Here is a 25183-nt window from a genome sequence, read left to right on the forward strand (position 1 = left end):
AAGGACTGACGTGAGCACGACCATCGACCGGCAGAAAGAGGCGCCGGACGCCCCTGATCTGATGTTCGCGAGCAAGTCACTGCGCGAGCACTGGATCCGTGGCGCCCTCGGCTTGGTGCTCGCGATCGCCGGCTTCGGTCTGATCGGCGTCGTCGGGCCAGTGTCGCTGCTGCTCGTCCTCGGCGCCGGCATCGCCTGGCGTGGGTGCGTGTCCTGCTGGGCCCTGGGCCTCTCGCAGACGAGAGCTGCCTGTCAGGTACGCCGGTAGATCCCGTCGTCGCGCTGGTCGAGGTCGAGAAGCTCGTCGTCGCGCCCGTAGACCGGCGACGGCAGTCCCCCGGCCCCGCCTGAGGCGTAGCCGCCCTGAACGAGCTCGAACCCGGCAGCGACTGCGCAGTCGGTGAACCGGAAGTTCGCGTGCCGGATCACGAACACCCCGCCCGGCTTCACCGCGGCCCCAAGGTCGGACACGGTGCGCTCGAAGTCGGCGAACCGGATCAGGTGGTCGCAGCGCGGCGGCGAGTCGCTCAGTCCCCCGTGCCGGAAGACGGCGAGAGCCAGCACCGCGTCGTACGACGCCGGCGGCACCGCGGAGGCATCGGTCCCCTTCGTCGCGGTGATCCGGTCGGTCAGACCGGCCGCGGCGATCCGCTTGCGTGCCGTGCGGATCGCCAGCGGGTTCGCGTCGATCCCGTCGATCCGGCTGGTCGGGAAGTAAAGCCGGAGCGTCAGCAGCTCGTCGCCCGAGGAGCACCCGAACGACAGGATCCGCGGCTCCGCGACGACGAGCGTCGTACGGACCTGCTCGAACTCGTCCGGGTACCGGTCGGGACTGGTCGTCGTGTACGGCTGGAACAGGTTCGTCGGCCGCACGATGCGGGCAATCGCCGCCTCGCGGCGTTCACCGCCGACGACTAGCGCCTTGGCGATCGTCAGAGCCTCGCGGGCACGGGACGGTCGAGAAGCGGGCACAGGGTCAGTGTGGCAGGAGTGCTGTGACCCGCACGCGAGGCAGAGCGGGCCGACGTGCCTAGCGTCGCCCCCGGAGAGGGAGAAATAACAGTGCCGAACAGCGGCGCACATCGTTAGGGTCACGCGATGCCTCTCACCGATGCCAGCCAGGTCAGGATCGACGCCGTCATGTGGCCCGACTCGAGCTGGCCGACGCTGCGCCAGGAGTGGCTCGACGCGGAGCGCCTCGGAATCCAGCGCGGCTGGCTCTACGACCACCTGGCGCTCTCCGGACGCCCCGCTTTCCACGACGCGTACGTCTCCCTGAGCGCAGCGGCCGAAGCCACCTCGACGATCGGTCTGGGCACGATGGTCACGGCACCCAACTTCCGTCACCCGGCCACCACAGCGAAGGCCGCACTGGCTCTGCACGAGATCAGTGCAGGTCGCTTCGTCCTGGGCCTCGGCGCGGGCGGGGCCGGGGTCGACTCCGACGCCATCGCAGAACCGGGCCTTGCCCGGGCCGACCGGACCGCGCGGTTCGCCGAGTTCGTCGGTACAACCTCCCGTCTCCTCAAGGAGCAACGGGTGGACATCGAAGGTCGCTTCTTCGCCGCTCGTAACCTCGACCTCGGCGGCGGAGCGGGTGCTTGCCCGGGGGTCGCGGTCGCGGGCACGGGCCGCAAGGGCATGGAGCTCGCGGCACGGCACGCGTCGATGTGGATCACCCAGGACGTCGTGCAGGACCCACGCGTCGGTGCTCCGACCGCGTACGAGGAGGTGTCCCGCCAGGTGGTGATCCTCGACGAGGTGCTCGCAGCGAGCGGACGCGGCACGACCGTGGCTCGACTGGTCGTCCTGGGCTACGGAGGCGAGCAACCGCTGGCCTCGTTGGAGTCGTTCCGCGACTGCATCGGGCGTTATGCCGCACTCGGCTTCGAGACGATCGCAGTGCTCTGGCCGCGAGGGCAGCACGCTGCGGCACAACGGGATGTGCTCGAGGCCGGTCTGGCGGAGCTGGCCGATCACTGAGGCACGAGGTTGACTCGCGCGTAACCACGTGGTCTTGCGATGGTGGGTGGGTGCCCAAGAACGCCACCACCTCGTCGTACTCGATCACCATGCGGCTGCACACCTCGCCGGACCACGGCCAGGTGGGCGCGGTCGCGACCGCCATCGCCCAGGCCGGAGGGGTGGTCACCGGCATCGACGTCGTGGAGTCGAGCCCGACCCGGCTGCGCCTCGACGTCACCTGCTCGGCCGCGGACGGCGACCACGCGCTGCAGCTGCAGGCCGCGGTCGACGCCTTGGACGGGGTCGAGGTGTACAAGGTCAGCGACCGGACCTTCCTGCTCCACCTCGGCGGCAAGATCGAGGTCTCCTCTAAGGTCCCGCTCAAGACCCGCGACGACCTGTCGATGGCCTACACCCCCGGCGTCGGACGGGTGAGCCAGGCGATCGCCGACAACCCCGAGGACGTCTCCCGCCTGACCATCAAGGGCAACAGCGTCGCCGTGGTCACCGACGGCTCGGCCGTGCTCGGACTCGGCAACATCGGCCCCGAGGCCGCCCTGCCGGTGATGGAGGGCAAGGCCGCGCTGTTCAAGCGGTTCGCGAACATCGACGCCTGGCCGATCTGCCTGGCCACCCAGGACACCGACCAGATCGTCGAGATCGTCGCCGGCATCGCCCCCGGCTTCGGCGGTATCAACCTCGAGGACATCGCCGCGCCACGCTGCTTCGAGATCGAGCAGCGTCTCCGCGAACGCCTCGACATCCCGGTCTTCCACGACGACCAGCACGGCACCGCCATCGTCGTCCTCGCCGCCCTGCTCAACGCACTGCGGGTCGTGGAGAAGGACCTGGCCGCTGCCCGCATCGTCGTCTCCGGAGCCGGAGCCGCCGGTACGGCGATCGTGACCCTGCTGCTCGCCGCGGGCGCGACCGACGTGGTCGTCTACGACCGAGTCGGGTGCCTGGTCCCCGGCCTCGAGGGACTCTCGGCGTCGCAAGAGACCCTGGCCGAGGTCACCAACCCGCGCCGGGTCAGCGGCGACCTGCGCACCGGCCTCCAGGGTGCGGACGTCTTCGTCGGCGTCAGCGCGCCCGGCATCCTGGCCCCTGAGTGGATCACCGAGATGGCCCCTCGTGCGATCGTCTTCGCGCTGGCCAACCCGGACCCCGAGGTCGACCCGATCGACGCCGCGAGGTACGCCGAGGTCGTGGCCAGCGGTCGCTCGGACTACCCGAACCAGATCAACAACGTGCTTGCGTTTCCCGGCGTCTTCCGCGGGCTGCTGGACGCGCGCGCCCAGGAGGTCAGCGTCGAGAAGCTGCTCGCAGCGGCGCGTGCGATCGCCGGGGTCGTCCACCCCGACGAGCTGAACCCGAGCTTCATCATCCCGTCGGTCTTCCACCCGGACGTCCCGGGTGCGGTGGCGGCGGCGGTGCAGCAGGGCTGAGCAGGCAGAAGGCCCCCGACCTGGCGAGAGGTCGAGGGCCTTGCTGTGGCAGATGATGGATTCGAACCATCGAAGGCATAAGCCGACGGATTTACAGTCCGCTCCCATTGGCCGCTCGGGCAATCTGCCAGTGCTCCCTCACCCGTTAAGGTGAGCAGCGCAGACGAGAATAACGCACCTGCTCCACCAGTTGAAATCAGACCCGGGAGGATCCACCCCATGGCCGACTCATCGTTCGACATCGTGAGCAAGATCGACAAGCAGGAAGTCGACAACGCCCTCTCCCAGGCAGCGAAAGAACTGGCCCAGCGCTACGACTTCAAGGGCACCGGCGCCGAGATCAAGTGGTCCGGCGAGCAGATCGAGATCTCTGCGAACGCCGACGACCGCGCCTCCGCCGTGCTCGAGCTCTTCAAGGAGAAGCTGATCAAGCGGTCCCAGTCGCTGAAGATCGTCGACGCCACCGAACCGCGCGCTTCGGGTCGGGAGTCGAAGATCACGATCACCCTCAAGGAGGGCATCACGTCAGAGGACGCGAAGAAGCTCGGCAAGCTGATCCGCGACGAGGGCCCCAAGAGCGTCAAGGCGCAGATCCAGGGCGACGAGCTCCGCGTGTCGAGCAAGAGCCGCGACGACCTGCAGGCCGTTCAGCAGCTGATCAACAGCCAGGACCTCGACTTCGCGGTCCAGTTCACCAACCGCCGCTGACCTCCAGCGGTCAGGTCGCCGCCAGGGTCGCGTCCTGGCGGCTGGCGATGCGGGCCAGGAGACCGAGCAGCAGTGCCCGGTCGGCCTCGTCGACCCCCTCGAGCGCGGCGGCCTCGGCGGCGTCGCGGGCGACGGCGAACTTCGCGTAGGCCTTGCGACCGGTTGCCGTGATCTGCGGGATCCGCACCCGGCGGTCTGACGGGTCGACCGTGCGCACCACCAGGTCCTGCTTCTCCAACCGGTCCAGGACGCTGATCAGCGTGGTCTTGTCCACGCACACCACCCGGCTCAGCTCGAGCTGGGTGCGCTGACGCCCGTCGTCGAGCGCGGCCAGCACCAGCCAGTCGCGGACGTCGTTGAGTCCCATCTGGACCGCCGCGAGGTCCAGCTCGTCGGTCATCCGGCCGGCGGCGGCGTGCAGCAGCATGGTCAGGTCCGTCGGGAAGGACGCGCAGAGCGCCAGCTCTTGCTCGTCGGTGTCCCGCGGGGTGCCCATGGATCGCACCGTACTGCGGACCTCTCGAGTAGTCAAGAGTCGGATTAGTCACATTCAGATCGTCTGGCTTCGGACGATCCGATTTCATATGGTGATGCGAGCTGCACCACCCACTACTCCGAGCACCTGAGGAAACACCATGTCCACGACCCAGACCGAACCCGATTCCGAGACGGGGGTCGACCCCCGCCGATGGTTGGCACTGGTCGTCATCGCCGTCGCCCAGCTGATGGTCGTTCTCGACGCCAGCATCGTCAACATCGCCCTGCCGTCGGCCCAGGAGGCACTGGGGATCACCGACGCCAACCGCCAGTGGGTGATCACGGCGTACGCCCTCGCCTTCGGCGGGCTCCTCCTGCTGGGCGGTCGGATCGCCGACTTCATCGGCCGGAAGCGGGCCTTCGTCATCGGCCTCGTCGGTTTCGGGGTCGCGTCCGCCGTCGGCGGCCTCGCCCAGAACCAGGGCGAGCTCTTCGGCGCCCGCGGGCTCCAGGGCGCGTTCGCCGCCCTGATGGCGCCGGCAGCGCTGTCGCTCATCACCGTCACCTTCAGCGAGCCGAAGGAGCGCGCCAAGGCGTTCGGCGTCTACGGCGGCATCTCCGGAGGTGGCGCTGCGCTCGGGCTGATCCTCGGCGGCGTCCTGACCGAGTACGCGTCGTGGCGCTGGACCCTGCTGGTGAACACGCCGATCGCGATCGCCACCGCCGCTGCGGCGGTCGTCCTGGTGCGCGAGAGCCGGGCCGAGGGCAAGCCGAGGTACGACATCCCCGGCGTGGTCACCAGCACCCTGGGCCTGGGTGCCCTCGTCTACGGCTTCACCAAGGCCAACGAGAGCGGTTGGTCCGCTGCCAGCACCATCTCGCTGCTCGCCGCTGCCGTGGTGCTGCTGGCCGCCTTCGTGGTGATCGAGCGGAAGACCGCCGAGCCGCTGCTGCCGCCGCGCGTCTTCACCGAGCGGAACCGGGCCGGCGCTTTCCTGGTCTCGTTGCTGCTCGGCCTGGCGCTGTTCGGGATGTTCCTGTTCCTCGTCTACTACATGCAGGGCACGCTGCACTACTCGGCGGTGAAGTCGGGACTGGCGTTCCTGCCGTTCAGCGTCGGCGTCATCGTCGGTGCCGGGATCGCCAGCACGGTGCTCCCCCGCTTCGGGCCCCGACCGCTCATGGTCGGCGGTACGGCAATGGCCGCGGTCGGCATGCTCCTGTTCACCCAGATCACGGTCGACGGGGCCTACCTCTCCACCGTGCTGCCGGCACAGATCGTGATGAGCGTCGGCATGGGCCTGGCGTTCGTCGCCCTGTCCAGCACCGCCCTGGTCGGGGTCGAGGAGCACGACGCGGGCGTGGCCAGCGCCCTGGTCAACACCACCCAGCAGGTGGGTGGCTCCCTCGGTACGGCGCTGCTCAACACCATCGCCGCCACGGCGACGGCGTCCTACCTCTCGGCCCAGGCCGGGAAGGCCGCCGAGGGCCTGGTCCACGGCTACACCGTCGCCTTCAACTGGGGCCTCGGCGCCCTGGTGCTCGCCTCGGTGCTCTCCGCGGTCCTCGTGACCAAGCAGCGTCCCGCGCCCGAGGTCGAGGGTGAGGAGACGGCGTTCGAGCACGCCGAGGAGCTCGCGCTCATCTGACGGAGCACAGCGCAAAGGTCCCCGGTCGCAGCGATGCGGCCGGGGACCTTCTGCGATCTAGCGCCAGCCCAGCGGCGGCGCCACGTGCGTCAGCAGGCTCTCCAGCACGTGCGCGTTGTAGTCGACGCCGAGCTGGTTGGGCACGGTGAGCAGCAGCGTGTCCGCGGCGGCGATCGCCTCGTCCTCGGCGAGCTCCTTGGCCAGCACGTCAGGCTCGGCGGCGTAGCTGCGCCCGAAGATCGCCTGGAAGTCGTCGATCCGGCCGATCTGGTCGCTCGACCCGGAGTCGCTGCCGAAGTAGGCACGGTCGCGGTCGTCGACCAGCGGGAAGATGCTCCGGCTGACCGACACCCGGGGCTCGCGGTCGTGGCCGGCCTCGGCCCACGCCGTGCGAAACGTCTCGATCTGCTTGCGCTGCTGGACGTGGAAGGGCTCACCGCTCTCGTCGAGCTTGAGCGTCGAGCTCATCAGGTTCATCCCGTGCTCCGCGGTCCACCGTGCGGTCGCGTCGGAGGCCGCGCCCCACCAGATCCGCTCGCGCAGACCTTCGGAGTACGGCTCCAGGCGGAGCAGGCCCGGCGGGTTGGCGAACATCGGCCGCGGGTTCGGCTGGGCGAACCCTTCGCCCTCGAGCATCTGCAGGAACACGTCGGTGTGGGTGCGCGCCATCTCGGCCCCGGCCGGGTCGTCCTCGGCCGGCGCGTACCCGAAGTAGCGGAAGCCGTCGATCACCTGCTCCGGTGACCCGCGGCTGATCCCGAGCTGGAGCCGGCCACCGGAGATCAGGTCGGCAGCGCCTGCGTCCTCGGCCATGTAGAGCGGGTTCTCGTAGCGCATGTCGATCACGCCGGTGCCGATCTCGATCCGGCTGGTGCGCGCCCCGACCGCCGCGAGCAGGGGAAACGGCGAGGCCAGCTGTCGGGCGAAGTGGTGCACCCGGAAGTAGGCCCCGTCCGCGCCGAGCTCCTCGGCCGCGACGGCGAGGTCGATGGACTGGAGCAGCACGTCAGAGGCGGACCGCGCACCGGAGTGCGGCGAGTCGTTCCAGTGGCCGAACGAGAGGAAACCGATCTTCTTCACACCCACCACAACATCCCTTCCTGCGTGGCATTCCCAGTACCCTCGCCAGCGTGAGCAACCCCCGCGCGACCGTCGAGATCAACGCCCCGCTGGAGACCGTGTGGGCGGTGATGATGGACGTCGACGCGTACGGCGAGTGGAACAGCTTCTGCTTCCGCGCAGACTGCCCGTCCCCGCCGGCGGCCGGCGACCCGATCAAGCTGCACGTCCGCTGGGCGAACGGGAAGACGCAGTCCTCTCCCGAGCGCATCAGCGAGGTCACACCGCCGTACGACGACCAGGGCACCACCCGGGCCACCCTCGCCTACGTCTACGAGGGGCTCCCGGCCAAGCTCGGCCTGGTCAAGGGACGCCGCCTCCAGCAGCTCAGCCAGTCACCCGGCGGACCGACCGTCTACGACACCGTCGAGGAGTTCTCCGGTCCGCTGGTCGCGCTGGCCGGACCCGGCCGGGTGGAGGAGGGCTTCACCCGGCACGCGAACGATCTCAAGAGGCGCGCCGAGTCTCAGGCCTGAGGGGCAGGCACCGTCGCGGCGGCGTGCGTCGGCGTGAGCCACACGTCGATGCCGTCGGTCAGACCCAACGAGCGCTGGTGCGCCCGGGTCACCGTCACGGTGATCTCCTCGTGGTCCGCATCGAGCAGCTCGACGGTGAGCCGCACCTCGAAGCCGACCCGCAGCTGGCGCACGATCCGCGCCGGCATGCCGCCCTCGATCGGGTGGGTGAACACCTCGATGTCGTGCGGCCGGAACAGCTTGCCGCCCAGCACGGTGGTCGGCCCGAGGAAGCTCATCACGAAGTCGTTGGCCGGCTCGTCGTACAGCGCGTCGGGGCTGCCGACCTGCTCGACCCGGCCCTCGTTGATCACCACGATCTCGTCGGCGACCTCGAGGGCCTCCTCCTGGTCGTGGGTCACGAAGACAGTCGTCACCGGGACCTCGTCGTGCAGCCGGCGAAGCCACTCGCGCAGCTCCTTGCGGACCTTCGCGTCGAGCGCGCCGAACGGCTCGTCGAGCAGCAGCACGCTCGGTTCGACCGCCAGGGCCCGTGCCAGCGCCATCCGCTGGCGCTGACCGCCGGAGAGCTGCGAGGGCAGCCGGTGCGCGAACTGCGAGAGGTGCACGAGCTCGAGCAGCTCGTCGACGCGCGCCTTGATCTCGTCCTTGGGACGCTTGCGGATCTCCAGCCCGAACGCGACGTTGCGCGCCACCGAGAGGTGCTTGAAGGCCGCGTAGTGCTGGAACACGAAGCCGACGTTGCGCTTCTGCACCGGCAGGTCGGTGGCGTTGACGCCCTCGATCTCCACCGACCCGGAGTCGGCGTCGTCGAGCCCGGCGATGATCCGGAGGAGTGTCGTCTTGCCGCCACCGCTGGGACCGAGCAGAGCGGTGAGCTGGCCGGTGGGCAGCGAGACCGAGACGTCGTCGAGCGCCACGAACTTGCCGAAGGTCTTGTTGATGTTGCGAACCTCGATGCTCATGAGGCTCCTTCCGAAGAGGTCCGGCGCGCGACCCGCGCGCGCAGGAGGAAGACGATGAGGATGGCCAGCACCGAGACGCTCGCCAGCAGGAACGAGAGGGCGTAGGCGCCCTGCTGGTTGAAGTTGAGGTAGTTCTCCTCGACGGCCAGCGTGGTGGTGCGGGTCTCGCCGAGGATGTTGCCAGAGACGACCTTGACCGCCCCGAACTCACCGAGCGACCGCGCCAGCGTGAGCACCACGCCGTAGATGACCGCCCACTTGATGCTCGGCAGCGTGACCCGCCAGAAGACCTGCCAGCCGTTGGCACCCAGGCTGGCCGCCGCCTGCTCCTGGTCGGTGCCGATCTCGTGCAGGACGGGGACGACCTCGCGGATCACCAGAGGCAACGAGACGAACGCCGTGGCCATGATGATGCCGGGGGTCGCGAAGATGATCTGGAAACCCCAGCCCTCCACCGTCGGGCCGAACCAGCCGTTGCGGCCGCCGTACACCAGCGTCAGGGCGAGACCGACGACGATCGGCGAGATCGCCAGCGGCAGGTCGATCAGCGCGCTGAGCAACCGCTTGCCGGGGAACTCGTAGCGCACCAGCAGGATCGAGACGACCACGCCGAACACCGTGTTGATCAGCGTCGCCGCGACGGCAGCCTTGGCACTGAGCTCCAGGGCGAGCACGAGGTCCGGGTCGTCGAAGATCCCGGTCAGCACCGAGGTGCCCCCCTCGAAGGTGTGCGTCACGACCAGCACGAGCGGCCAGGCCACGATCAGCGCGAGGTAGCCGATGACCAGGAGGCGCAGCAGGTAGGTGAACGGCGTCTTGCGCCGACGACGGCTAGCCACGACGCGCCACCCGTCGCTGGACGAGGTCCAGGGCCAGGATCACCAGCAGCGAGATGATCAGCAGCAGCGTGGCGATCGAGGCCGCCCCCGCGTTGTTGTCGTGCTCGATGGCGCTGAGGATCCGTACCGAGGTGACCTCGGAGACGAACGGCAGGTTGCCCGAGAGCAGCACCAACGAGCCGTACTCGCCGACCGCGCGGGCGAAGGAGAGCGCCGCACCCGCGGCGATCGCCGGTGCCAGGCTCGGCAGGATGATGCGCCGGAAGATGACGAACCGGCTCGCCCCCAGGGACGCGGCCGCCTCCTCGACGTCCTCGTCGAGCTCCTCGAGCACCGGCTGCACGGTCCGGACGATGAAGGGCAGCGTCACGAACAGGAACGCCAGCGTCACCGAGTTCGACGTCTTCGCCAGGTGCAGTCCCAGCGGACTGTCCGGCCCGTAGAGCGAGAGCAGCACCAGGCCGGCGACGATCGTCGGGAGCGCGAACGGGATGTCGATCACCAGCTCCAGCAGGCCCTTGCCCCAGAACCGGTCCCGGACCAGCACCCAGGCGATCGCGGTGCCGACGAAGATGTTGACGACGGTGACGATCGCGGCGCTGCGCAGCGTCAACTTGATCGCCGCCGCTGTCTGCTCGTTGGTGATAGTGCGCCAGAACTCGTCCCAGCCACCGGCCACCGAGGTGGCGATGACCGCGGAGAGCGGGATGAGCACCAGCAGGCTGAACCAGAGCATCGAGACGCCCAGGCCGATCCCGCTGGTGCTGGTCAGGTTGTGGTTGAGGAGGGTCGGCCGGGCCCGGAGCCTCTCGACTCCGGCCGGCCGACCCACCTTCTCAGTAGTACTCATCTGGGTTGGTCAGGCCCTTTGCGTGAGGTGTTACTCGGAGGCTTTGCCGGAAGCGGCGATGGCCTTGGTGACGATGCCCTCGGGGTTGCCGTCCTTGCCGTCCCCGAAGAGCTTGTCCTTCACCGCTGCCCAGTCCCCGCCGCCGAAGTCCTTGTCCAGGGTCAGCAGGTGCTTGATCGTGGGGAACGGGTCGGAGGAGTCCGGCGCGCCCTTGATGTCGGAGGCCTTGAGGCCGACGGCCGCGAGGTCGGCGACGCCCGGGTTGGCGGTGTTGAGCGGACGGAAGCCCTTCAGCGCGAACTGCTTCTGACCCTCCTTGCTCAGCACGAAGTCGAGCCAGCTCTTGGCGACCGGGGTCGACTTCTTCAGGATGGCGCCGGCGTTCTCGATCAGCATCGTGGTGTCCGGGATGACGTACTCGAAGCCCTGGCCGTTCTGCGCGGCCAGGATGGCCTCGTTCTCGTACGCGAGGATGACGTCGCCGGTGCCGCCGAGGAAGGCGGTGGTGGCGTCGCGACCGCTGTTCTCCAGCGCGACCACGTTCTTGAACAGCTTGTTCAGGTAGTCGGTGGCCTCGGCCTCGGTACCGCCGTTCTGCGTGATGTTGCCCCAGGCGGCCAGCGCGTTCCACCGGGCAGCGCCCGAGGAGGCCGGGTTGGCGGTGACGATCTTGACGCCGGGCTTGATCAGGTCGTCCCAGCCCTTGATGTTCTTCGGGTTGCCCTTCCGGACACCGAGGACGACGACCGAGGTGGAGACGATGCCCTTGTTCGGGCCCTTGTTCCAGTCGGCGTCGACGAGGCCGGCCTTCACCAGGCGGTCCACGTCGGTGGCGACGGAGAGGTGCACGTAGTCGGCCTTCAGCCCGGCCTCGACGGCGCGGGACTGGTCACCCGAGGCGCCGTACGACGTCTTGAACCGGACGCCCTTGCCCTCGGAGGTCTTGTTGAACTCGGCCTGGATGGCCTTGTTCGCTGCCTCGGGGACGGCGAAGCCCACGATCGAGATGGTCTCGTCCGAGCCGGAACCGGAGCCGGAACCACAAGCAGTCAGCGCGAGGGCGGAGGCGGCTGCGACGGCACCTGCGGCGATCCACCTCCGGCGGCGGAACCTGGACGGGGGCGACTGCGTCGTGGTCATGCATACTCCTTGGTCAAGAGAGATTGGCGTTTGAAGATTGTTAACCAACTTAGTGCACTTCGCTCAATCAATCCCAGATCGTGGGACCGCGGTCTCAGTCCGTGACTCGCATCACTCCGCCACCAGGTGCTGAGATCGGCTTTCTCCTGCCGACGGGCGGACTATCGTGGACGTTGGAGAAAGTCCGCCTAGAACACGTTCTATTTTGAGCGTAGGATGGGCTGAATTACCGACAGAAGAGAAGGCGTTCCCTCGTGGCCAAGCAGGTCCAGCAGCTCGACCGGGTGATCATTCGCTTCGCCGGAGACTCCGGTGACGGCATGCAACTCACCGGTGACCGGTTCACCCAGGAGTCCGCGGCGTTCGGCAACGACCTCGCGACCTTCCCGAACTTCCCCGCCGAGATCCGCGCACCTCAGGGCACCCTGCCGGGCGTCTCGTCGTTCCAGGTGCACTTCGCCGACCACGACATCCTCACCGCGGGTGACGCCCCGGACGTGCTCGTCGCGATGAACCCGGCGGCGCTCAAGGCGAACCTGCACGACATGAAGCCCGGCACGGCGATCATCGTCGACTCCCACGACTTCTCGAACCGCAACCTGATCAAGGCCGGTTACGAGGGCAACCCGCTCGAGGAGGAGGGGGCAGGCTCGCTGGCCGAGGACTACAACCTCTCCGTCCTCGACCTCACCGGCATGACCGTCGAGGCCGTCAAGGACTTCGGGCTGTCCCGCAAGGACGCCGCCCGCGCGAAGAACATGTTCGCCCTCGGCCTGCTGTCGTGGATGTACGGCCGTCCGACCGAGACCACCATCGACTTCCTCACCGCCCGGTTCGCCAAGGCTCCCGACATCCGTGACGCCAACATCACCGCGTTCAAGTCCGGCTGGAACTTCGGCGAGACCACCGAGGCGTTCGTCGTCCAGTACGAGATCAAGCCGGCCAAGATGGAGCCCGGCACCTACCGGAACATCAACGGCAACCTGGCTCTCGCCTACGGTCTGGTCGCGGCGGGCGTCCAGAGCGGTCTGCCGCTGTTCCTCGGCACCTACCCGATCACCCCGGCGACCGACATCCTGCACGAGCTGAGCAAGCACAAGCGCTTCGGCATCACCACGTTCCAGGCCGAGGACGAGATCGCCGGCATCGGTGCCGCCCTCGGTGCCTCGTTCGCCGGAGCGCTCGGTGTCACCACCACCTCCGGGCCTGGTGTGGCGCTCAAGGGCGAGACCATCGGCCTCGCGGTGATGACCGAGCTCCCGCTCGTCATCGTCGACATCCAGCGCGGTGGCCCGTCGACCGGTCTGCCGACCAAGACCGAGCAGGCCGACCTGCTTCAAGCCATGTTCGGCCGCAACGGCGAGTCCCCCGTCCCGATCGTCGCGCCGCAGTCGCCCGGTGACTGCTTCAACGCCGCTCTCGAGGCCGCCCGGATCGCGATCACCTACCGCACGCCGGTGATGCTGCTCTCCGACGGGTACCTGGCCAACGGCTCCGAGCCGTGGTCGATCCCGAGCGTCGAGGACCTCGCCAAGATCGACCCGAACTTCGCCACCGAGACCAACAAGACGGTGACGGCCAAGGACGGTACCGAGTCCGAGGAGTACTGGCCCTACATCCGTGACGAGGAGACCCTCGCGCGGCCTTGGGCCATTCCCGGCACCCCGGGGCTGGAGCACCGGATCGGTGGCCTGGAGAAGGGCGACGGCCACGGCAACATCTCCTACGACCCCGCCAACCACGACTTCATGGTCCGCATCCGTCAGGCCAAGGTCGACCGGATCGCCGACTCGCTGCCGCCGCTGGAGATCGACGACCCGTCGGGCAAGGCGAAGGTCCTCGTCCTCGGGTGGGGCTCGACGTACGGTCCGATCGGTGCAGCCGCGCGCCGGGTCCGCAAGGCCGGCCTGGACGTCGCCCAGGTGCACCTGCGCCACCTGAACCCGTTCCCCAAGGACCTCGGCGAGGTCCTCAAGCGGTACGACGCCGTGATGATCCCGGAGATGAACCTCGGTCAGCTCTCGCTGCTGATCCGTGCCAAGTACCTCGTCGACGTCGTCGGCTACAACCAGGTCAACGGCATGCCGCTCAAGGCAGCCGAGCTCGCCGAAGCCATCACGGACCTGATCACCACCACCACCGGCGAGGTGCGCGCGAGCGACGCCGGTGACAGCGCTACAGACAGGGAGACGGTCAAGTGACCACCCAGGAGCTGCCCTTCCCCGGCCTCGCCGGAGTCCCGACCAAGGACGAGCCGCAGAACCGCAAGGAGTACACCGCCGACCAGGAGGTGCGCTGGTGCCCCGGCTGCGGTGACTACGCGATCCTCGCCGCCGTCCAGGGCTTCCTGCCCGACCTCGGCCTGCGCCGCGAGAACATCGTGTTCGTCTCCGGCATCGGCTGCTCGAGCCGGTTCCCCTACTACCTCGACACCTACGGGATGCACTCGATCCACGGCCGCGCCCCGGCGATCGCCACCGGCATCGCGACCGCGCGCGAGGACATCAACGTCTGGGTCGTGACCGGTGACGGCGACGCGCTCTCGATCGGTGGAAACCACCTGATCCACGCGATGCGACGCAACGTGAACATGACGATCCTGCTGTTCAACAACCGGATCTACGGCCTGACCAAGGGTCAGTACTCCCCCACCTCCGAGCCGGGCAAGATCACCAAGTCGACCCCGGTCGGCTCGGTCGACCACCCGTTCAACCCGGTCTCGCTGGCCCTGGGCGCCGAGGCGTCCTTCGTGGCCCGCACGATCGACTCGGACCGCAAGCACCTCACGGCGGTGCTCTCGGCCGCCGCTGCGCACCGGGGTACCTCGCTGGTCGAGATCTACCAGAACTGCCCGATCTTCAACGACGGTGCGTTCGACGCGGTCAAGGACGGTGAGTCCAAGGCCGACGCGATCATCCCGCTGGAGCACGGCCAGCCGATCCGCTTCGGAACCCTCGGCGAGGACGGCCTGGGCACCAAGGGCATCGCGCGCTCCTCCTCCGGCGGTGTCGAGGTCGTCGCAGGGAACAGCCCCGACGTCCTAATCCACGACGCGCACAACCCGGACCCGACGACCGCGTTCGCGCTGTCCCGGCTCACCGACGCCGGCGTCCTGCACCAGGCGCCGATCGGCATCTTCCGCTCGGTCGAGCGCCCGACGTACGACGACGGTGCCCGCCAGCAGGTCGCGACCGCCAAGGCCGGCCAGGAGGACCAGTCGGCAGCTCTGGCCGCGCTGATCAACGGCAAGGACACCTGGACAGTTCTCTGAGCACCTCGAAATCGAGGTGAGCGGGGCGACACCCAGCCCTAGAGTCACAGCATGACCCCAGAACGCCGCGGCTTCCTCTCCGGAGCCGCGGCGTACCTGTTGTGGGGGCTGTTCCCGCTGTACTGGCCGTTGCTCGAGCCGGCCGGCGCGCTGGAGATCCTCAGCCACCGGATCGCGTGGTCGGTCATCACCATGACGGCGGTCCTGCTGCTGACCAGCCGGGTGCCGTTCTTCCGCGCCCTCCTCGCCGACCGCCGGGCCCGCGCTCTGCTGGTTCTCGCCGCCGTCGTGATCGCGGTGAACTGGGGCACCTACATCTGGGGCGTCAACCACCACCGCGTCGTGGAGACCTCGCTCGGCTACTTCATCAACCCGCTGGTGACCGTGCTGATGGGCGTGCTCATCCTCGGCGAGCGGCTGCGTCGCCTGCAGTGGATCGCCCTGGCGGTGGCGGCGGTCGCCGTGGTCGGCCTGACGGTCGAGTACGGACGGCCGCCCTGGGTCGCGCTGATCCTGGCGTTCTCCTTCGGCACCTACGGGCTGGCCAAGAAGCAGGCGGGAGTCGAGGCAACCGAAAGTCTCACCTTCGAGACGCTGGTGCTGGCGCCGGTGGCGGTCGGCTACCTGATCTGGGCCGGGACCCGTGGGGAGAGCCACTTCCTCACCGACGGCACCGGGCACGCCCTGCTCATGGTCCTCACCGGCGTCGTCACCGCCGTGCCGCTGCTCTTCTTCGGTGTAGCCGCCATCCGGGTGCCGATGACGACGCTCGGGCTGCTGCAGTACCTCGCGCCGTTCATCCAGTTCGTCCTCGGGGTGACGTTCCTCGACGAGCACATGTCCGCGATGCGTTGGGCCGGGTTCCTGCTCGTCTGGATCGCTCTGGTCCTTTTCACCGTCGACTCGCTGCGCCACCACCGGCGCACCCGCGCTTCGGAGGCGCCCGAAGCACTCGTGTGACGCAGCGCACTACATCTCGTCCGTAAGGTGGCACGCCCACCGGTGTCTCTACTTCTGTCATGACAGAAGAGCTGCGCGCCGCCACGGACACCGAGCTGATCGTGCTCGTGCGTGCCGGCGACGCCGCGGCGTACGAGGAGCTGTTCCTGCGGCACCGGGACGTCGCCCTGCGCTACGCACGCCGGATCGCGGACAGCGCGCGTGCCGACGACCTGTGCGCCGAGGCCTTCGCGAAGATCCTCGACCTGCTGCAGCGCGGCAAGGGGCCTGATGTCGCCTTCCGGGCCTACCTGCTGACGACCGTGCGGACCAGTCATCTGAACTCCGTGCGCAGCCACGGCCGCGAGGATCTCGTCCCGGACCACGAGCCGATCGCCCGGATGGTCCCGGTCATCGAGGACCCGGGCGTGCGCTTCGACCGCAGTGCGATCTGCCGCGCCTTCGAGCAGCTTCCCGAGCGCTGGCAGGCCGCCCTCTGGCTGACGACCGTCGAGGGCTACAGCCACGACCAGGTCAGTGCCCATCTCGGGATCAACCCCAACGCGGTCGCGTCCCTGACCTTCCGCGCCCGGGCAGGTCTGCGGGATGCCTACCTGGCCCAGCACCTGCTGGAGATCACCGACCCGCGCTGCCGCAACATCGTCGAGCACCTGCCGGCGTACGTGCGCGACCGGCTTGCTCCTCGCCGCCGGCAGGCGATCGGTGAGCACCTCGACTCCTGTGCACCGTGCTCGGCGGCCGCGCTGGAGCTCTCCGACGTCGAGATGAGTCTGGGCGCCGTGCTCGCACCCCTGGCTCTGGCGGGCTTCGCGGTCTCGAGCGCGCCGTCGGTCGGCCTCCTCGGCGCCGCCCTTCTCCCCCTCAAGACTCTCGGCAGCAAGATCGCTGCGCTCGGCCCGCAGACCGCCGCTGGAGTCGTCGCCGTGGGGCTCGCAGCGGGACTCGGGCTCACCGCCGCGCACCAGGGCTCCTCGACCCCGCGGCCGGCGTCCCAGGCGGCGCCGTCCGACCCGCTCGGGTCGACACCCCCCACGGCCTCCTCCCCTGCGGCGTCCGCGCCCGCCCACCCCCGGGCCGCGTCCACTCCCTCGCCGGCACCGCTCCCCCGTCCTGTCCCCGGCACTCCCGACCCCGCACCCCTGCCGGCGCCCGCGCGAGGCAGTCGTCCGACCACCGCGGCCACCGCTCCGGCGGTCCGCGTCACGCGCCCCGAAGGACGACCCGAGCCGTCGGCGCTGGGCACTCCGGTGACCACGTCGCAGGGCACTCTTCTCGGTCGCTGGGACCACATCGCGCTCCCCGTGCTCCACGTCCCGCGCGGCGCGGTCCTGGTGGTCACCACCGACCGCACCGTCCGCGCCGTCGCGCCCACGACCGAGACCAACGGCTGGACCTGCGAACGTCCCGCACTGCACCTGTTGGCCGGGGGTCTGCTTGCCCGGTCCCGCACCGTGTGCACAGCCCGCCGGGACGGCGCAGGCACCGTGAGCTTCGCCTTCCAGGTCGCTCCGGGCGCCCGCCTCACGGCGGTGCTCACCGGACCGTCGCAGACCCCGCGGTCCCGCACCGCGATGCTGCGTCCGCCCCTGCTCTGAAAGCCTCCCGAAACTTTTTCAAAGTTATCTGCTGTTTCCGCGTGATGAACGGCGCCCTGCTCCGTCTAGTTCACGTCGCCCTGAAGTCTGGCGGCGTCAGCGCGAGTTTCTGGGAGGGATCGCCGTGCCTGCCGCCATTGACCAGCGAGCGCGAGCGCGGCGCCGTACCTCGGATTTCACCGAGTACGGCGCCGCTGCCCGTTTTGCCGCGGTGAGCGCTCACGTCGACGCCTCTCTCGCGGATCGCTCACTCGGCGCCCGGTCGATCGCGGAGCACTTCGGCTGGCCGGCCTACGAGGTCCGCAACCTGCTCGTCACCTACGGCGGCGTGGCCGCGTTCGTGCGCCGCCGCCGGCTCGACGCTGCCCTGGACCTGCTCGCCGGCGACCGGCACGGCCAGATCACGCTCGACGACGCGGCAGAAGCAACCGGGCTGGGTTCGCGTCGCACGCTGGAGCGAGCCGTACGCGGGTTCTACGGCCTCTCCGTCCGCGAGGCGCAGCTGCTCCGCGCGCGACCCTGACTAGCTGCTGCGGTCAGCCACGACGTCGGCGAAGTCCTCGAGCGAGGTACGCACGGCACCCTCGGGCAGGGCAGCCAGCAGCTCCTTGGCCGCGGCCGCCTCTCCGACCACGTACTCGCGGGCTTCGGCCATCGCGGGGTGCGCCCGCAGCAGGCCGAGCGCCTCGGCGTGCAGGGCGTCGTCGGTGAGCTCGCCCGACAGCAGCTCCCGGAGACGCGCGTCGGCCGGGTCGGTCGAGCGCAGCGCGAACAGCACCGGCAGCGTGGGCACCCCCTCACGGAGGTCGGTGCCCGGCGTCTTGCCCGACTCGACGCTCTCCGAGGCGACGTCGAGGATGTCGTCAGAGAGCTGGAAGGCCACGCCCACGCGCTCGCCGTACTCGGTCAGCGCCTCGACGACCTCCTCGGAGGCGCCGCCGAACATCGCGCCGTACCGGGCCGAGGTCGCGATCAGCGAACCGGTCTTGCCGGCCACCACGCGCAGGTAGTGCTCGAGCGGGTCGTCCTCGGCGCCAGGGCCCAGCGTCTCGAGGATCTGTCCCTCGACGAGCCGCGAGAACGTCTGCGCCTGGATCCGGACGGCATCCGGCCCGAGCGCCGCAGTCAGCTCGGAGGACTTCGCGAACAGGAAGTCGCCGGTGAGGATCGCGACGTGGTTGTCCCACCGCGCGTTGGCGGACTCCGCCCCGCGACGCAGCGCGGCTTCATCCATCACGTCATCGTGGTACAGCGATGCGAGGTGGGTGAGCTCGACGACGCAGGCTGCCGTCCGGACGTTGGCCTGGTCGCCCGGCGTGTCCGGGCTCTGCCCGGTCTGGGCGGCCAGGAAGCACAGCAGCGGGCGGAAGCGCTTGCCGCCGGCCTCCATCAGGTGGCGCGCCGCCTTGGTGACGAACGGGGCCTCGCTCTCCACGTGGCCCAGCAGTGCTTCCTCGACCTCGTCCATCCGGGCACGCAGTCGCGCCTCGAGGTCGGCGTCGAGGATCGGCAGGGCCAGAGAGGACGTCACCTGATGAATTGTGCAGTACGGCCGATCAGGTCCAGCAACGGACCCGGTACGACGCCCAGCACGAAGGTCGCAGCGACGCCGACCGCGATGACCGCGCTGGTCAGGATGCTCGGCACCGTCACGCTCGGTCCGTCGCCCACCGGGTCGTTGAAGAACATCACGACGATGATCTTGACGTAGAAGTACGCGGCGACCGCCGACATCAGGACGGCGACGATCACGACCGGCCAGGCGTCCGCCGACAGGGCGGCCGCGAACACGGCCCACTTGCCGGTGAAGCCCGAAGTCAGCGGGATGCCGGCCATACCGAGCAGCAGGAAGGCGAAGGAACCTGCGACCAGCGGCGACTCCTTGCCCAGCCCGGCCCAGCGGGACAGGTGGGTCGCCTCACCGGCACCGTCGCGGACGATGCTGACGATCGCGAAGGCCGCGATCGTGCTCAGGCCGTAGGTGGTGACGTAGAACAGCACCGCCTGGACCGGGTTGATGTCACCCGCGGCGATCTCCGAGAGCGACCTTGCTCCGAGGAAGCCGGTGAGCAGGAAGCCCGCGTGCGCGATGGACGAGTACGCCAGCAGCCGCTTGACGTCGGTCTGGCTCAGCGCGAGCACCGAGCCGACCACCATCGTCAGGATGGCGATCGCCCAGAACATCGGCTGCCAGTCCCAACGGGCACCACCGAAGGCGACGTAGAACAGGCGCAGCAGGGCACCGAACGCCGCGACCTTCGTGGCAGCCGCCATGAAGGCCGTGACGGCCGTGGGAGCTCCCTGGTAGACGTCCGGCGTCCAGGCGTGGAACGGGGCGGCGCCGACCTTGAACAGCAGGCCCACCGCCAACATGGCCATGCCGCCGAGCAGGAGGGCGTCGTCGCCGCTGCCGCTCTGGATCGCGAAGGCGATCTTGTCGTAGGACATCGAACCGGCGTAGCCGTAGACCAGACCGATGCCGTAGACGAAGAAGCCGGAGCTGAAGGCACCGAGCATGAAGTACTTCAGCGCGGCCTCCTGGCTGAGCAGGCGGCGCCGGCGCGCCAGGCCGCAGAGCAGGTACAGCGGCAGGGAGAGCACCTCGAGAGCCACGAACAGCGTGAGCAGGTCGTTGGCCGCCGGGAAGATCAGCATGCCTGCCACCGCGAACAGCAGCAGCGGGAAGACCTCGGTGTGCTCGAGGCCCTGCGCCGAGGCCTGACGCTCGGCCTCGGTACCCGGGAGCGCGGAGGCCTGACCGGCGAAAGCCGTCACACCGCCCTCGAGGCGACGCTCGGCGAACAGACCGACACCGAGCAGACCGAGCACCAGGACGAGGATCCAGATGTAGAGCGTGGGGCCGTCGAGCGCCAGCGCGCCCTCGCCGACGACGTGGCCGGACTTCGGCTTGTCCGAGGTCGGGTCGATGTCGGCGTACACGATCACAGTCGCGACGAGCGCGGCCACGATGCCGGCCGCGGCGAGCGCGACCTGGACGACGTACCGGCGGGCCCGGGGGACGGCCGCCTCGACGAGTACCCCGAGCACGGCGACGCCGAGCACGATCAGGATCGGCGACAGCTTGTCGTACTCGATGTGGGGAGCGGTGAACTTCACTGGTGGGCCCCTTCCTGGGACGTCCCCGCAGAGTCTTCGGAGACTTCAGGCTTGGGGTCCGCCTTGTCCACGCGGTGCATGGTGTGGTCCACCGCCGGGTTGATCACGGAGAGCAGCGGCTTCGGGAAGAACCCGAGGATGACGATGAGCAGGAGCACCGGAGCCAGCGAGGCGATCTCGCGGGGGCCGAGGTCCTTGAAACCGGAGACCGCGTCGACCGTCGGACCGGTCATCGTCCGCTGGTACATGAACAGGATGTAGATCGCTGCCAGCACGATGCCGGTCACGGCGAAGGCTGCGGCGACGTGGCTGTAGGTGAAGGTGCCGACGATCACCAGGAACTCCGAGATGAACGGCGACAGGCCGGGCAGCGAGAGCGACGACAGGCCCGCGACCAGGAAGAACCCGGCGAGCACCGGGGCGACCTTCTCGACGCCGCCGAAGTCGCTGATCGCCGCAGACCCGCGGCGCGAGATCAGGAAGCCTGTGACCAGGAACAGCGCGGCGGTGGAGAGCCCGTGGTTGAACATGTAGAGGTTCGCACCCGAGAGTCCCTGGCTGTTCATCACGAAGATGCCGAGCACGATGAAGCCGAAGTGCGACACCGAGGTGTAGGCGATCAGGCGCGGGATGTTGTTCGACCCGATCGCCATGAACGCGCCGTACACGATGCTGATCACCGCGAAGACGACCACGGCAGGGGTCGCCCAGCGGGAGGCCTCCGGGAAGAGCTCGAGGCAGAAGCGCAGCATCCCGAAGGTGCCGATCTTGTCGAGCACGCTGACCAGCAGCACCGAGGTGCCCGGGGTGGCGTTCTCGGTCGTGTCGGGCAACCAGGTGTGCACCGGGAACATCGGCGCCTTGATCGCGAAGGCGACGAAGAAGCCGAGGAACAGCCAGCGACCGACGTCGGTCCCGAAGTCGATCTGGGCAAGCTCGCTGACCAGGTAGGTCGCGCCGCCCTTCTCCTTCGCGGACTCCACGTAGAGGCCGATGACCGAGGCCAGCATGATCAGACCGCCGGCGAGCGAGTAGAGCCAGGAACTTCACGGCGGCCCGGGCTCGGTTGACGCCGCCGTACCCGCCGATGAGGAAGTAGACCGGGATCAGCGTGGCCTCGAAGAACACGTAGAACAGGAAGACGTCGGTCGCAGCGAACACGCCGACGGCGAGACCCTCCAGCGCCAGCATCCAGGCGAAGAAGGCCTTGGCCGACCAGCGACCCTCGTCACCGTCGTTCCAGGACGCCAGGATCACGACGGGCGTCAGGATGACGGTGAGCATGACCAGCGTCAGCCCGACCCCGTCGACACCGAGGGCGTAGTGCGCTCCGAAGGACTTGATCCACTCGTGCGTCTCGGAGAGCTGGTACGTCGCCGAGGAGTCGGTGTCGTACTGGAACGCCATCACGACGGCGACGGCCAGGGTGACCAGCGACGTGCCCAGGGCGATCTGCTTGGGCAGCACGGTGTTCGTCGAGGTAGGCAGCAGCGCGAGGCCGAGAGCACCGACGATCGGCAGGAAGAGCAGGACGGAGAGCCACGGGAAGTCGTTCATCGGGCCACCTCTGCTTCAGGATGATCGAGCACAGTCGAGATCACTTTCGTCCTCATCCGAAGTTCACCGCCAGCAGGGCGAGGAGCACGATGGTCGCGCCCACCAGGAGTGCCAGCGCGTAGGAGCGCACGAAGCCGTTCTGGAGCAGCCGGAAGCGGCTGGAGATCGCGCCGAAGGCCGTGGCCGTGCCCTCGACGGCACCGTCGACGACGGTCCGGTCGAAGGTCAGCAGGCCCCGGATGCCAGCGACACCGGGCTTGATGATGATCTCGTCGTTGAACGCGTCGCCGTACAGGTCGGCGCGAGCTGCCCGGGTGAAGATCGAGACCTTCTCCGGCGCGACCTTGGGCACCTCGCGCTTGCCGACCAGCAGGACCGCGACGGCGACACCGACGGCGACCACGGCGAGGATGATCAAGCTCATCACGATCGCCGGGATGCCGAGGTGGTGCTCCCCGTGCTCGCCCACGACCGGCTCCAGCCAGTCGGAGATCCAGCCGTTGAGGGTGAACAGACCACCGAGCGCCGACAGCGCTGCGAGCGCGATCAGCGGGAAGGTCATCACCTTGGGCGACTCGTGCGGGTGCACGTCCTTCTCCCAACGCTTCTGGCCCGCGTAGGTCAGCAGCATGAGACGGGTCATGTAGAACGCGGTGACCCCGGCGCCGATCAGCGCACAGAGGCCGACGACGAAATTGTCGGCGAACGCGGTCTCGATGATCTTGTCCTTCGACCAGAAGCCCGCGAACGGCGGAACTCCCAGGATCGCGAGGTAGCCGATCGCGAACGTCGCGAAGGTGATCGGCATCGCCTTCTGCAGCGCACCGTAGTTGCGCATGTTCACGTCGTCGTTCATGCCGTGCATCACCGAGCCGGCCCCGAGGAACATGTTCGCCTTGAAGAAGCCGTGGGTGAGCAGGTGGAAGATCGCGAACGCGTAACCGGCCGGACCGAGGCCGGCGGCCAGGACCATGTACCCGATCTGGCTCATCGTGGAGCCGGCGAGCGCCTTCTTGATGTCGTCCTTCGCGCACCCGATGACCGCTCCCATGAGCAGCGTGATGCACCCGATGATGATGACTGCGGTGCGGGCGTCCTCGGTGAGGCTGAAGATGAAGTTCGAGCGGACGATCAGGTAGACGCCGGCGGTCACCATGGTGGCGGCGTGGATGAGGGCCGAGACCGGGGTCGGACCTTCCATCGCGTCCAGCAGCCAGGTCTGCAGCGGGAACTGCGCCGACTTGCCGCACGCGGCCAGCAGGAGCAGCAGACCGATGCCGGTCAGGGCGCCGTCGCTCGCCTGGCTCGACGCGGCGGAGACCACCGCGAACGAGGTCGAACCGAAGGTGATGAAGATCAGCGCGGTACCCAGGGACAGACCGATGTCGCCGACCCGGTTGATCACGAACGCCTTCTTGGCGGCGGCGGCTGCGGACGGCTTGTGCTGCCAGAAGCCGATCAGCAGGTACGACGCCAGGCCGACGCCCTCCCAGCCCAGGAACACCCCGACGTAGTCGGCGGACAGGACCAGCACGAGCATCGCGGCGACGAACAGGTTCAGGTAGCCGAAAAACCGTCGACGACGCTCGTCGTGCTCCATGTAACCGATCGAGTACACGTGGATCAGCGAGCCGACGCCGGTGATCAGCAGCAGGAAGACCGCGGAGAGCTGGTCGTAGAGCAGGTCGAAGTTCACCGAGTAGTTCCCGGTGCTGAACCAGTTCCACAGGTGCTGGGTGACCTGGCGGTCCTCGCCGTCACGGCCGAGCAGCGAGAAGAACAGGATCAGGCTGACCACGAAGGACAGCGACACCGTGGCGGTGCCGAGGAAGTGTCCCCACTTGTCGGTGCGCTTGCCACCGAGCAGGAGCACGGCCGCACCGAACGCGGGCAGCGCGATCACGAGCCAGAGCAGCGAGAACGCCCCGTCGGTGGGCACGAGGCTCACGACCGGGACGTCGTGCAGGGCTTGGAGGTTCACCATGGCGGTCGTCGTCCCCTCAGTACTTCAGCAGGCTCGCGTCGTCGACCGAGGCCGAACGACGGGTGCGGAAGATGGTCATGATGATCGCGAGCCCGACGACGACCTCGGCAGCAGCCACGACCATCACGAAGAACGCGGCGATCTGGCCCTCGAGGTTGCCGTTGGCACGGGAGAACGTGATCAGCAGCAGGTTGCTCGCGTTGAGCATCAGCTCGACGCACATGAACACCACCAGGGCGTTGCGACGGACGAGGACGCCCACGCAACCGATGGTGAACAGGATCGCGGAGAGGATCACGAAGGGCTCGACACTCATGCGTCATCTCCTCGGTTCAGCTCGTTGATGTCCTCGGCGATCTCGGGCGCCGACTTCACGGTGCCGCGAGCCGCGAGCACGCGGGAGATCGAGGTTTCGGCCGCGGTTCCGTCCGGCAGCAGAGCCGGGGTGTCGACCGAGTTGTGCCGGGCGAAGACACCCGGTGGGGGCAGCGGACCGAGGTGCGTGCCCTTCTCGGCGTAGTCGCGCACCCGCTGGGCGGCGAGGTCGCGCTGCGTCGGCTTCGGGGTCAGACGCTCCCGGTGGGCGAGCACCATGGCTCCGAGCGCGGCGGTGATCAGGAGGGCCGAGGTGACCTCGAAGGCGAAGACGTACTTGGTGAACAGGATCCGGGCGATCGCCGGGATGTTCCCCTCGCTGTTCGCGTCGTCCAGACCGATCACGGTGCCGAACGAGACCTGCCCGACTCCGAGGACCAGGGTCAGGCCGAAGGCCAGGCCGATGAGGATCGAGAGCGCCCGGTGACCCCGGATGGTCTCGACCACCGAGTCCGACGCGTCGACACCCACCAGCATGACGACGAACAGGAAGAGCATCAGGATGGCGCCGGTGTAGACGATGATCTGCACCGCGAACAGGAACGGGGCGTCCTGCGCCAGGTAGAGGATCGCGAGCGACATCATCACGACCGCGAGCAGCAGTGCGGAGTGCACCGCCTTGCGGACGAACAACATGCCGAGAGCGGCGAGCACCATGATCGGCGCGAGCACCCAGAAGGCCACCACG

General features: G+C 68.7%; 23 protein-coding genes, 1 tRNA gene and 1 pseudogene. 11 read left to right on the top strand and 14 right to left on the bottom strand.

Annotated features, from left to right (window positions below; all coding sequences use genetic code 11):
* The first annotated feature begins 10 nt into the window (after positions 1-10).
* The gene (locus ABIE44_RS06360) at positions 11-268 is read left to right on the top strand and encodes a hypothetical protein (RefSeq protein ID WP_209720574.1); all 258 of its coding nucleotides are present in this window, start codon (positions 11-13) and stop codon (positions 266-268) included.
* On the opposite strand, the gene ABIE44_RS06365 is transcribed toward ABIE44_RS06360, so the two are convergent.
* Positions 253-972 (bottom strand): class I SAM-dependent methyltransferase, encoded by a 720-nt coding sequence (locus tag ABIE44_RS06365; protein ID WP_209720571.1) that lies wholly within the window; start codon positions 970-972, stop codon positions 253-255. The two genes, ABIE44_RS06360 and ABIE44_RS06365, sit on opposite strands and share 16 nt — an antisense overlap.
* A 126-nt stretch (positions 973-1098) precedes the next feature.
* Here ABIE44_RS06365 and ABIE44_RS06370 point away from each other — a divergent pair, with 126 nt between their 5' ends.
* Together ABIE44_RS06370 and ABIE44_RS06375 are read left to right on the top strand one after the other, a co-directional pair.
* Entirely contained in the window at positions 1099-1983 is an 885-nt protein-coding gene (locus tag ABIE44_RS06370) for an LLM class flavin-dependent oxidoreductase (protein WP_209720568.1), read from the top strand.
* An 89-nt stretch (positions 1984-2072) separates the two neighbouring features.
* Positions 2073-3413 (top strand): NAD-dependent malic enzyme, encoded by a 1341-nt coding sequence (locus tag ABIE44_RS06375; RefSeq protein WP_209723585.1) that lies wholly within the window; start codon positions 2073-2075, stop codon positions 3411-3413.
* Positions 3414-3459: 46 nt separating this feature from the next.
* Here the strand turns inward: ABIE44_RS06375 and ABIE44_RS06380 are convergent.
* Positions 3460-3542: transfer RNA gene (locus ABIE44_RS06380), tRNA-Tyr, on the bottom strand.
* A 90-nt stretch (positions 3543-3632) separates the two neighbouring features.
* Here ABIE44_RS06380 and ABIE44_RS06385 point away from each other — a divergent pair.
* Positions 3633-4121, top strand: a complete 489-nt coding sequence (locus ABIE44_RS06385) for a YajQ family cyclic di-GMP-binding protein (RefSeq protein ID WP_209720565.1) — start codon at positions 3633-3635, stop codon at positions 4119-4121.
* Positions 4122-4131: 10 nt separating this feature from the next.
* Here the strand turns inward: ABIE44_RS06385 and ABIE44_RS06390 are convergent, their stop codons facing one another.
* On the bottom strand, positions 4132-4617 hold the full coding sequence (locus tag ABIE44_RS06390) for a MarR family winged helix-turn-helix transcriptional regulator (protein ID WP_209720562.1): 486 nt from the start codon (positions 4615-4617) through the stop codon (positions 4132-4134).
* A gap of 139 nt (positions 4618-4756) precedes the next feature.
* On the opposite strand from ABIE44_RS06390, the gene ABIE44_RS06395 reads away from it, so the two are divergent.
* Positions 4757-6247: an MFS transporter gene (locus tag ABIE44_RS06395; RefSeq protein WP_209720559.1), complete on the top strand. Its 1491-nt coding sequence runs from the start codon at positions 4757-4759 to the stop codon at positions 6245-6247.
* Positions 6248-6304: 57 nt separating this feature from the next.
* On the opposite strand, the gene ABIE44_RS06400 is transcribed toward ABIE44_RS06395, so the two are convergent.
* Positions 6305-7333 carry an LLM class flavin-dependent oxidoreductase gene (locus ABIE44_RS06400; RefSeq protein WP_354437889.1) on the bottom strand — a complete coding sequence of 343 codons (1029 nt, stop codon included), beginning with the start codon at positions 7331-7333 and terminating at the stop codon, positions 6305-6307.
* A 44-nt stretch (positions 7334-7377) separates the two neighbouring features.
* On the opposite strand from ABIE44_RS06400, the gene ABIE44_RS06405 reads away from it, so the two are divergent.
* The gene (locus ABIE44_RS06405) at positions 7378-7842 is read left to right on the top strand and encodes an SRPBCC domain-containing protein (RefSeq protein ID WP_209720556.1); all 465 of its coding nucleotides are present in this window, start codon (positions 7378-7380) and stop codon (positions 7840-7842) included.
* On the opposite strand, the gene ABIE44_RS06410 is transcribed toward ABIE44_RS06405, so the two are convergent.
* The 4 genes from ABIE44_RS06410 to ABIE44_RS06425 are packed head-to-tail and all read right to left on the bottom strand — an operon-like array spanning position 7833 to position 11636.
* Positions 7833-8807: a sulfate/molybdate ABC transporter ATP-binding protein gene (locus ABIE44_RS06410; RefSeq protein WP_209720554.1), complete on the bottom strand. Its 975-nt coding sequence runs from the start codon at positions 8805-8807 to the stop codon at positions 7833-7835. The genes ABIE44_RS06405 and ABIE44_RS06410 overlap by 10 nt on opposite strands.
* Positions 8804-9646 carry a sulfate ABC transporter permease gene (locus ABIE44_RS06415; protein ID WP_209720552.1) on the bottom strand — a complete coding sequence of 281 codons (843 nt, stop codon included), beginning with the start codon at positions 9644-9646 and terminating at the stop codon, positions 8804-8806. The genes ABIE44_RS06410 and ABIE44_RS06415 overlap by 4 nt, the downstream gene beginning before the upstream one ends.
* A complete protein-coding gene (cysT, locus tag ABIE44_RS06420; protein ID WP_209720550.1) occupies positions 9639-10496 on the bottom strand; it encodes a sulfate ABC transporter permease subunit CysT in 858 nt (285 codons plus the stop codon). The genes ABIE44_RS06415 and cysT overlap by 8 nt, the downstream gene beginning before the upstream one ends.
* A gap of 30 nt (positions 10497-10526) precedes the next feature.
* On the bottom strand, positions 10527-11636 hold the full coding sequence (locus tag ABIE44_RS06425) for a sulfate ABC transporter substrate-binding protein (RefSeq protein WP_209720547.1): 1110 nt from the start codon (positions 11634-11636) through the stop codon (positions 10527-10529).
* A 254-nt stretch (positions 11637-11890) separates the two neighbouring features.
* Between ABIE44_RS06425 and ABIE44_RS06430 the strand changes: the two genes are divergently transcribed.
* From ABIE44_RS06430 to ABIE44_RS06450, 5 genes are all read left to right on the top strand, one after another.
* Positions 11891-13837: a 2-oxoacid:acceptor oxidoreductase subunit alpha gene (locus ABIE44_RS06430; RefSeq protein ID WP_209720544.1), complete on the top strand. Its 1947-nt coding sequence runs from the start codon at positions 11891-11893 to the stop codon at positions 13835-13837.
* Entirely contained in the window at positions 13834-14907 is a 1074-nt protein-coding gene (locus ABIE44_RS06435; protein ID WP_209720541.1) for a 2-oxoacid:ferredoxin oxidoreductase subunit beta, read from the top strand. The genes ABIE44_RS06430 and ABIE44_RS06435 overlap by 4 nt, the downstream gene beginning before the upstream one ends.
* A 51-nt stretch (positions 14908-14958) precedes the next feature.
* Entirely contained in the window at positions 14959-15867 is a 909-nt protein-coding gene (gene rarD / locus ABIE44_RS06440) for an EamA family transporter RarD (protein WP_209720538.1), read from the top strand.
* Positions 15868-15926: 59 nt separating this feature from the next.
* Positions 15927-17462 (top strand): sigma-70 family RNA polymerase sigma factor, encoded by a 1536-nt coding sequence (locus ABIE44_RS06445; RefSeq protein WP_209720535.1) that lies wholly within the window; start codon positions 15927-15929, stop codon positions 17460-17462.
* Positions 17463-17586: 124 nt separating this feature from the next.
* Entirely contained in the window at positions 17587-17985 is a 399-nt protein-coding gene (locus tag ABIE44_RS06450; RefSeq protein ID WP_209720532.1) for a helix-turn-helix domain-containing protein, read from the top strand.
* Here the strand turns inward: ABIE44_RS06450 and ABIE44_RS06455 are convergent, their stop codons facing one another.
* The 6 genes and pseudogenes from ABIE44_RS06455 to ABIE44_RS06480 all read right to left on the bottom strand — a co-directional run bounded on the left by ABIE44_RS06455 (position 17986) and on the right by ABIE44_RS06480 (position 25182).
* A complete protein-coding gene (locus tag ABIE44_RS06455; protein ID WP_209723579.1) occupies positions 17986-18930 on the bottom strand; it encodes a polyprenyl synthetase family protein in 945 nt (314 codons plus the stop codon).
* 59 nt (positions 18931-18989) lie between these two features.
* Complete coding sequence (gene nuoN, locus ABIE44_RS06460) at positions 18990-20579, bottom strand: NADH-quinone oxidoreductase subunit NuoN (RefSeq protein ID WP_209720529.1); 1590 nt, start codon at positions 20577-20579, stop codon at positions 18990-18992.
* Positions 20576-22136: pseudogene (locus ABIE44_RS06465) on the bottom strand (NADH-quinone oxidoreductase subunit M). The gene nuoN and the pseudogene ABIE44_RS06465 overlap by 4 nt, the downstream one beginning before the upstream one ends.
* 52 nt (positions 22137-22188) lie before the next feature.
* Positions 22189-24120, bottom strand: coding sequence for an NADH-quinone oxidoreductase subunit L (gene nuoL, locus ABIE44_RS06470; RefSeq protein WP_209720523.1), 1932 nt, complete (start codon positions 24118-24120; stop codon positions 22189-22191).
* A gap of 16 nt (positions 24121-24136) precedes the next feature.
* Positions 24137-24436, bottom strand: a complete 300-nt coding sequence (gene nuoK / locus ABIE44_RS06475; RefSeq protein WP_209720520.1) for an NADH-quinone oxidoreductase subunit NuoK — start codon at positions 24434-24436, stop codon at positions 24137-24139.
* Positions 24433-25182: an NADH-quinone oxidoreductase subunit J gene (locus ABIE44_RS06480; RefSeq protein ID WP_209720517.1), complete on the bottom strand. Its 750-nt coding sequence runs from the start codon at positions 25180-25182 to the stop codon at positions 24433-24435. Before ABIE44_RS06480 ends, nuoK begins: the two co-directional genes overlap by 4 nt.
* Between the last annotated feature and the right edge of the window lies 1 nt (position 25183).

The sequence above is a fragment of the Marmoricola sp. OAE513 genome, from assembly GCF_040546585.1.
Classification (GTDB): Bacteria; Actinomycetota; Actinomycetes; order Propionibacteriales; family Nocardioidaceae; genus Marmoricola.

Coding starts and splice junctions, on each gene's coding strand:
- ABIE44_RS06385 (WP_209720565.1), top strand. CDS start 3,633: ATGGCCGACTCATCGTTCGACATCGTGAGCAAGATCGACAAGCAGGAA.
- ABIE44_RS06425 (WP_209720547.1), bottom strand. CDS start 11,636: ATGACCACGACGCAGTCGCCCCCGTCCAGGTTCCGCCGCCGGAGGTGG.
- ABIE44_RS06445 (WP_209720535.1), top strand. CDS start 15,927: ATGACAGAAGAGCTGCGCGCCGCCACGGACACCGAGCTGATCGTGCTC.
- ABIE44_RS06410 (WP_209720554.1), bottom strand. CDS start 8,807: ATGAGCATCGAGGTTCGCAACATCAACAAGACCTTCGGCAAGTTCGTG.
- ABIE44_RS06370 (WP_209720568.1), top strand. CDS start 1,099: ATGCCTCTCACCGATGCCAGCCAGGTCAGGATCGACGCCGTCATGTGG.
- ABIE44_RS06455 (WP_209723579.1), bottom strand. CDS start 18,930: ATGGACGAGGTCGAGGAAGCACTGCTGGGCCACGTGGAGAGCGAGGCC.
- rarD (WP_209720538.1), top strand. CDS start 14,959: ATGACCCCAGAACGCCGCGGCTTCCTCTCCGGAGCCGCGGCGTACCTG.
- ABIE44_RS06390 (WP_209720562.1), bottom strand. CDS start 4,617: ATGGGCACCCCGCGGGACACCGACGAGCAAGAGCTGGCGCTCTGCGCG.
- nuoL (WP_209720523.1), bottom strand. CDS start 24,120: ATGGTGAACCTCCAAGCCCTGCACGACGTCCCGGTCGTGAGCCTCGTG.
- cysT (WP_209720550.1), bottom strand. CDS start 10,496: ATGAGTACTACTGAGAAGGTGGGTCGGCCGGCCGGAGTCGAGAGGCTC.
- ABIE44_RS06375 (WP_209723585.1), top strand. CDS start 2,073: ATGCGGCTGCACACCTCGCCGGACCACGGCCAGGTGGGCGCGGTCGCG.
- nuoK (WP_209720520.1), bottom strand. CDS start 24,436: ATGAGTGTCGAGCCCTTCGTGATCCTCTCCGCGATCCTGTTCACCATC.
- ABIE44_RS06395 (WP_209720559.1), top strand. CDS start 4,757: ATGTCCACGACCCAGACCGAACCCGATTCCGAGACGGGGGTCGACCCC.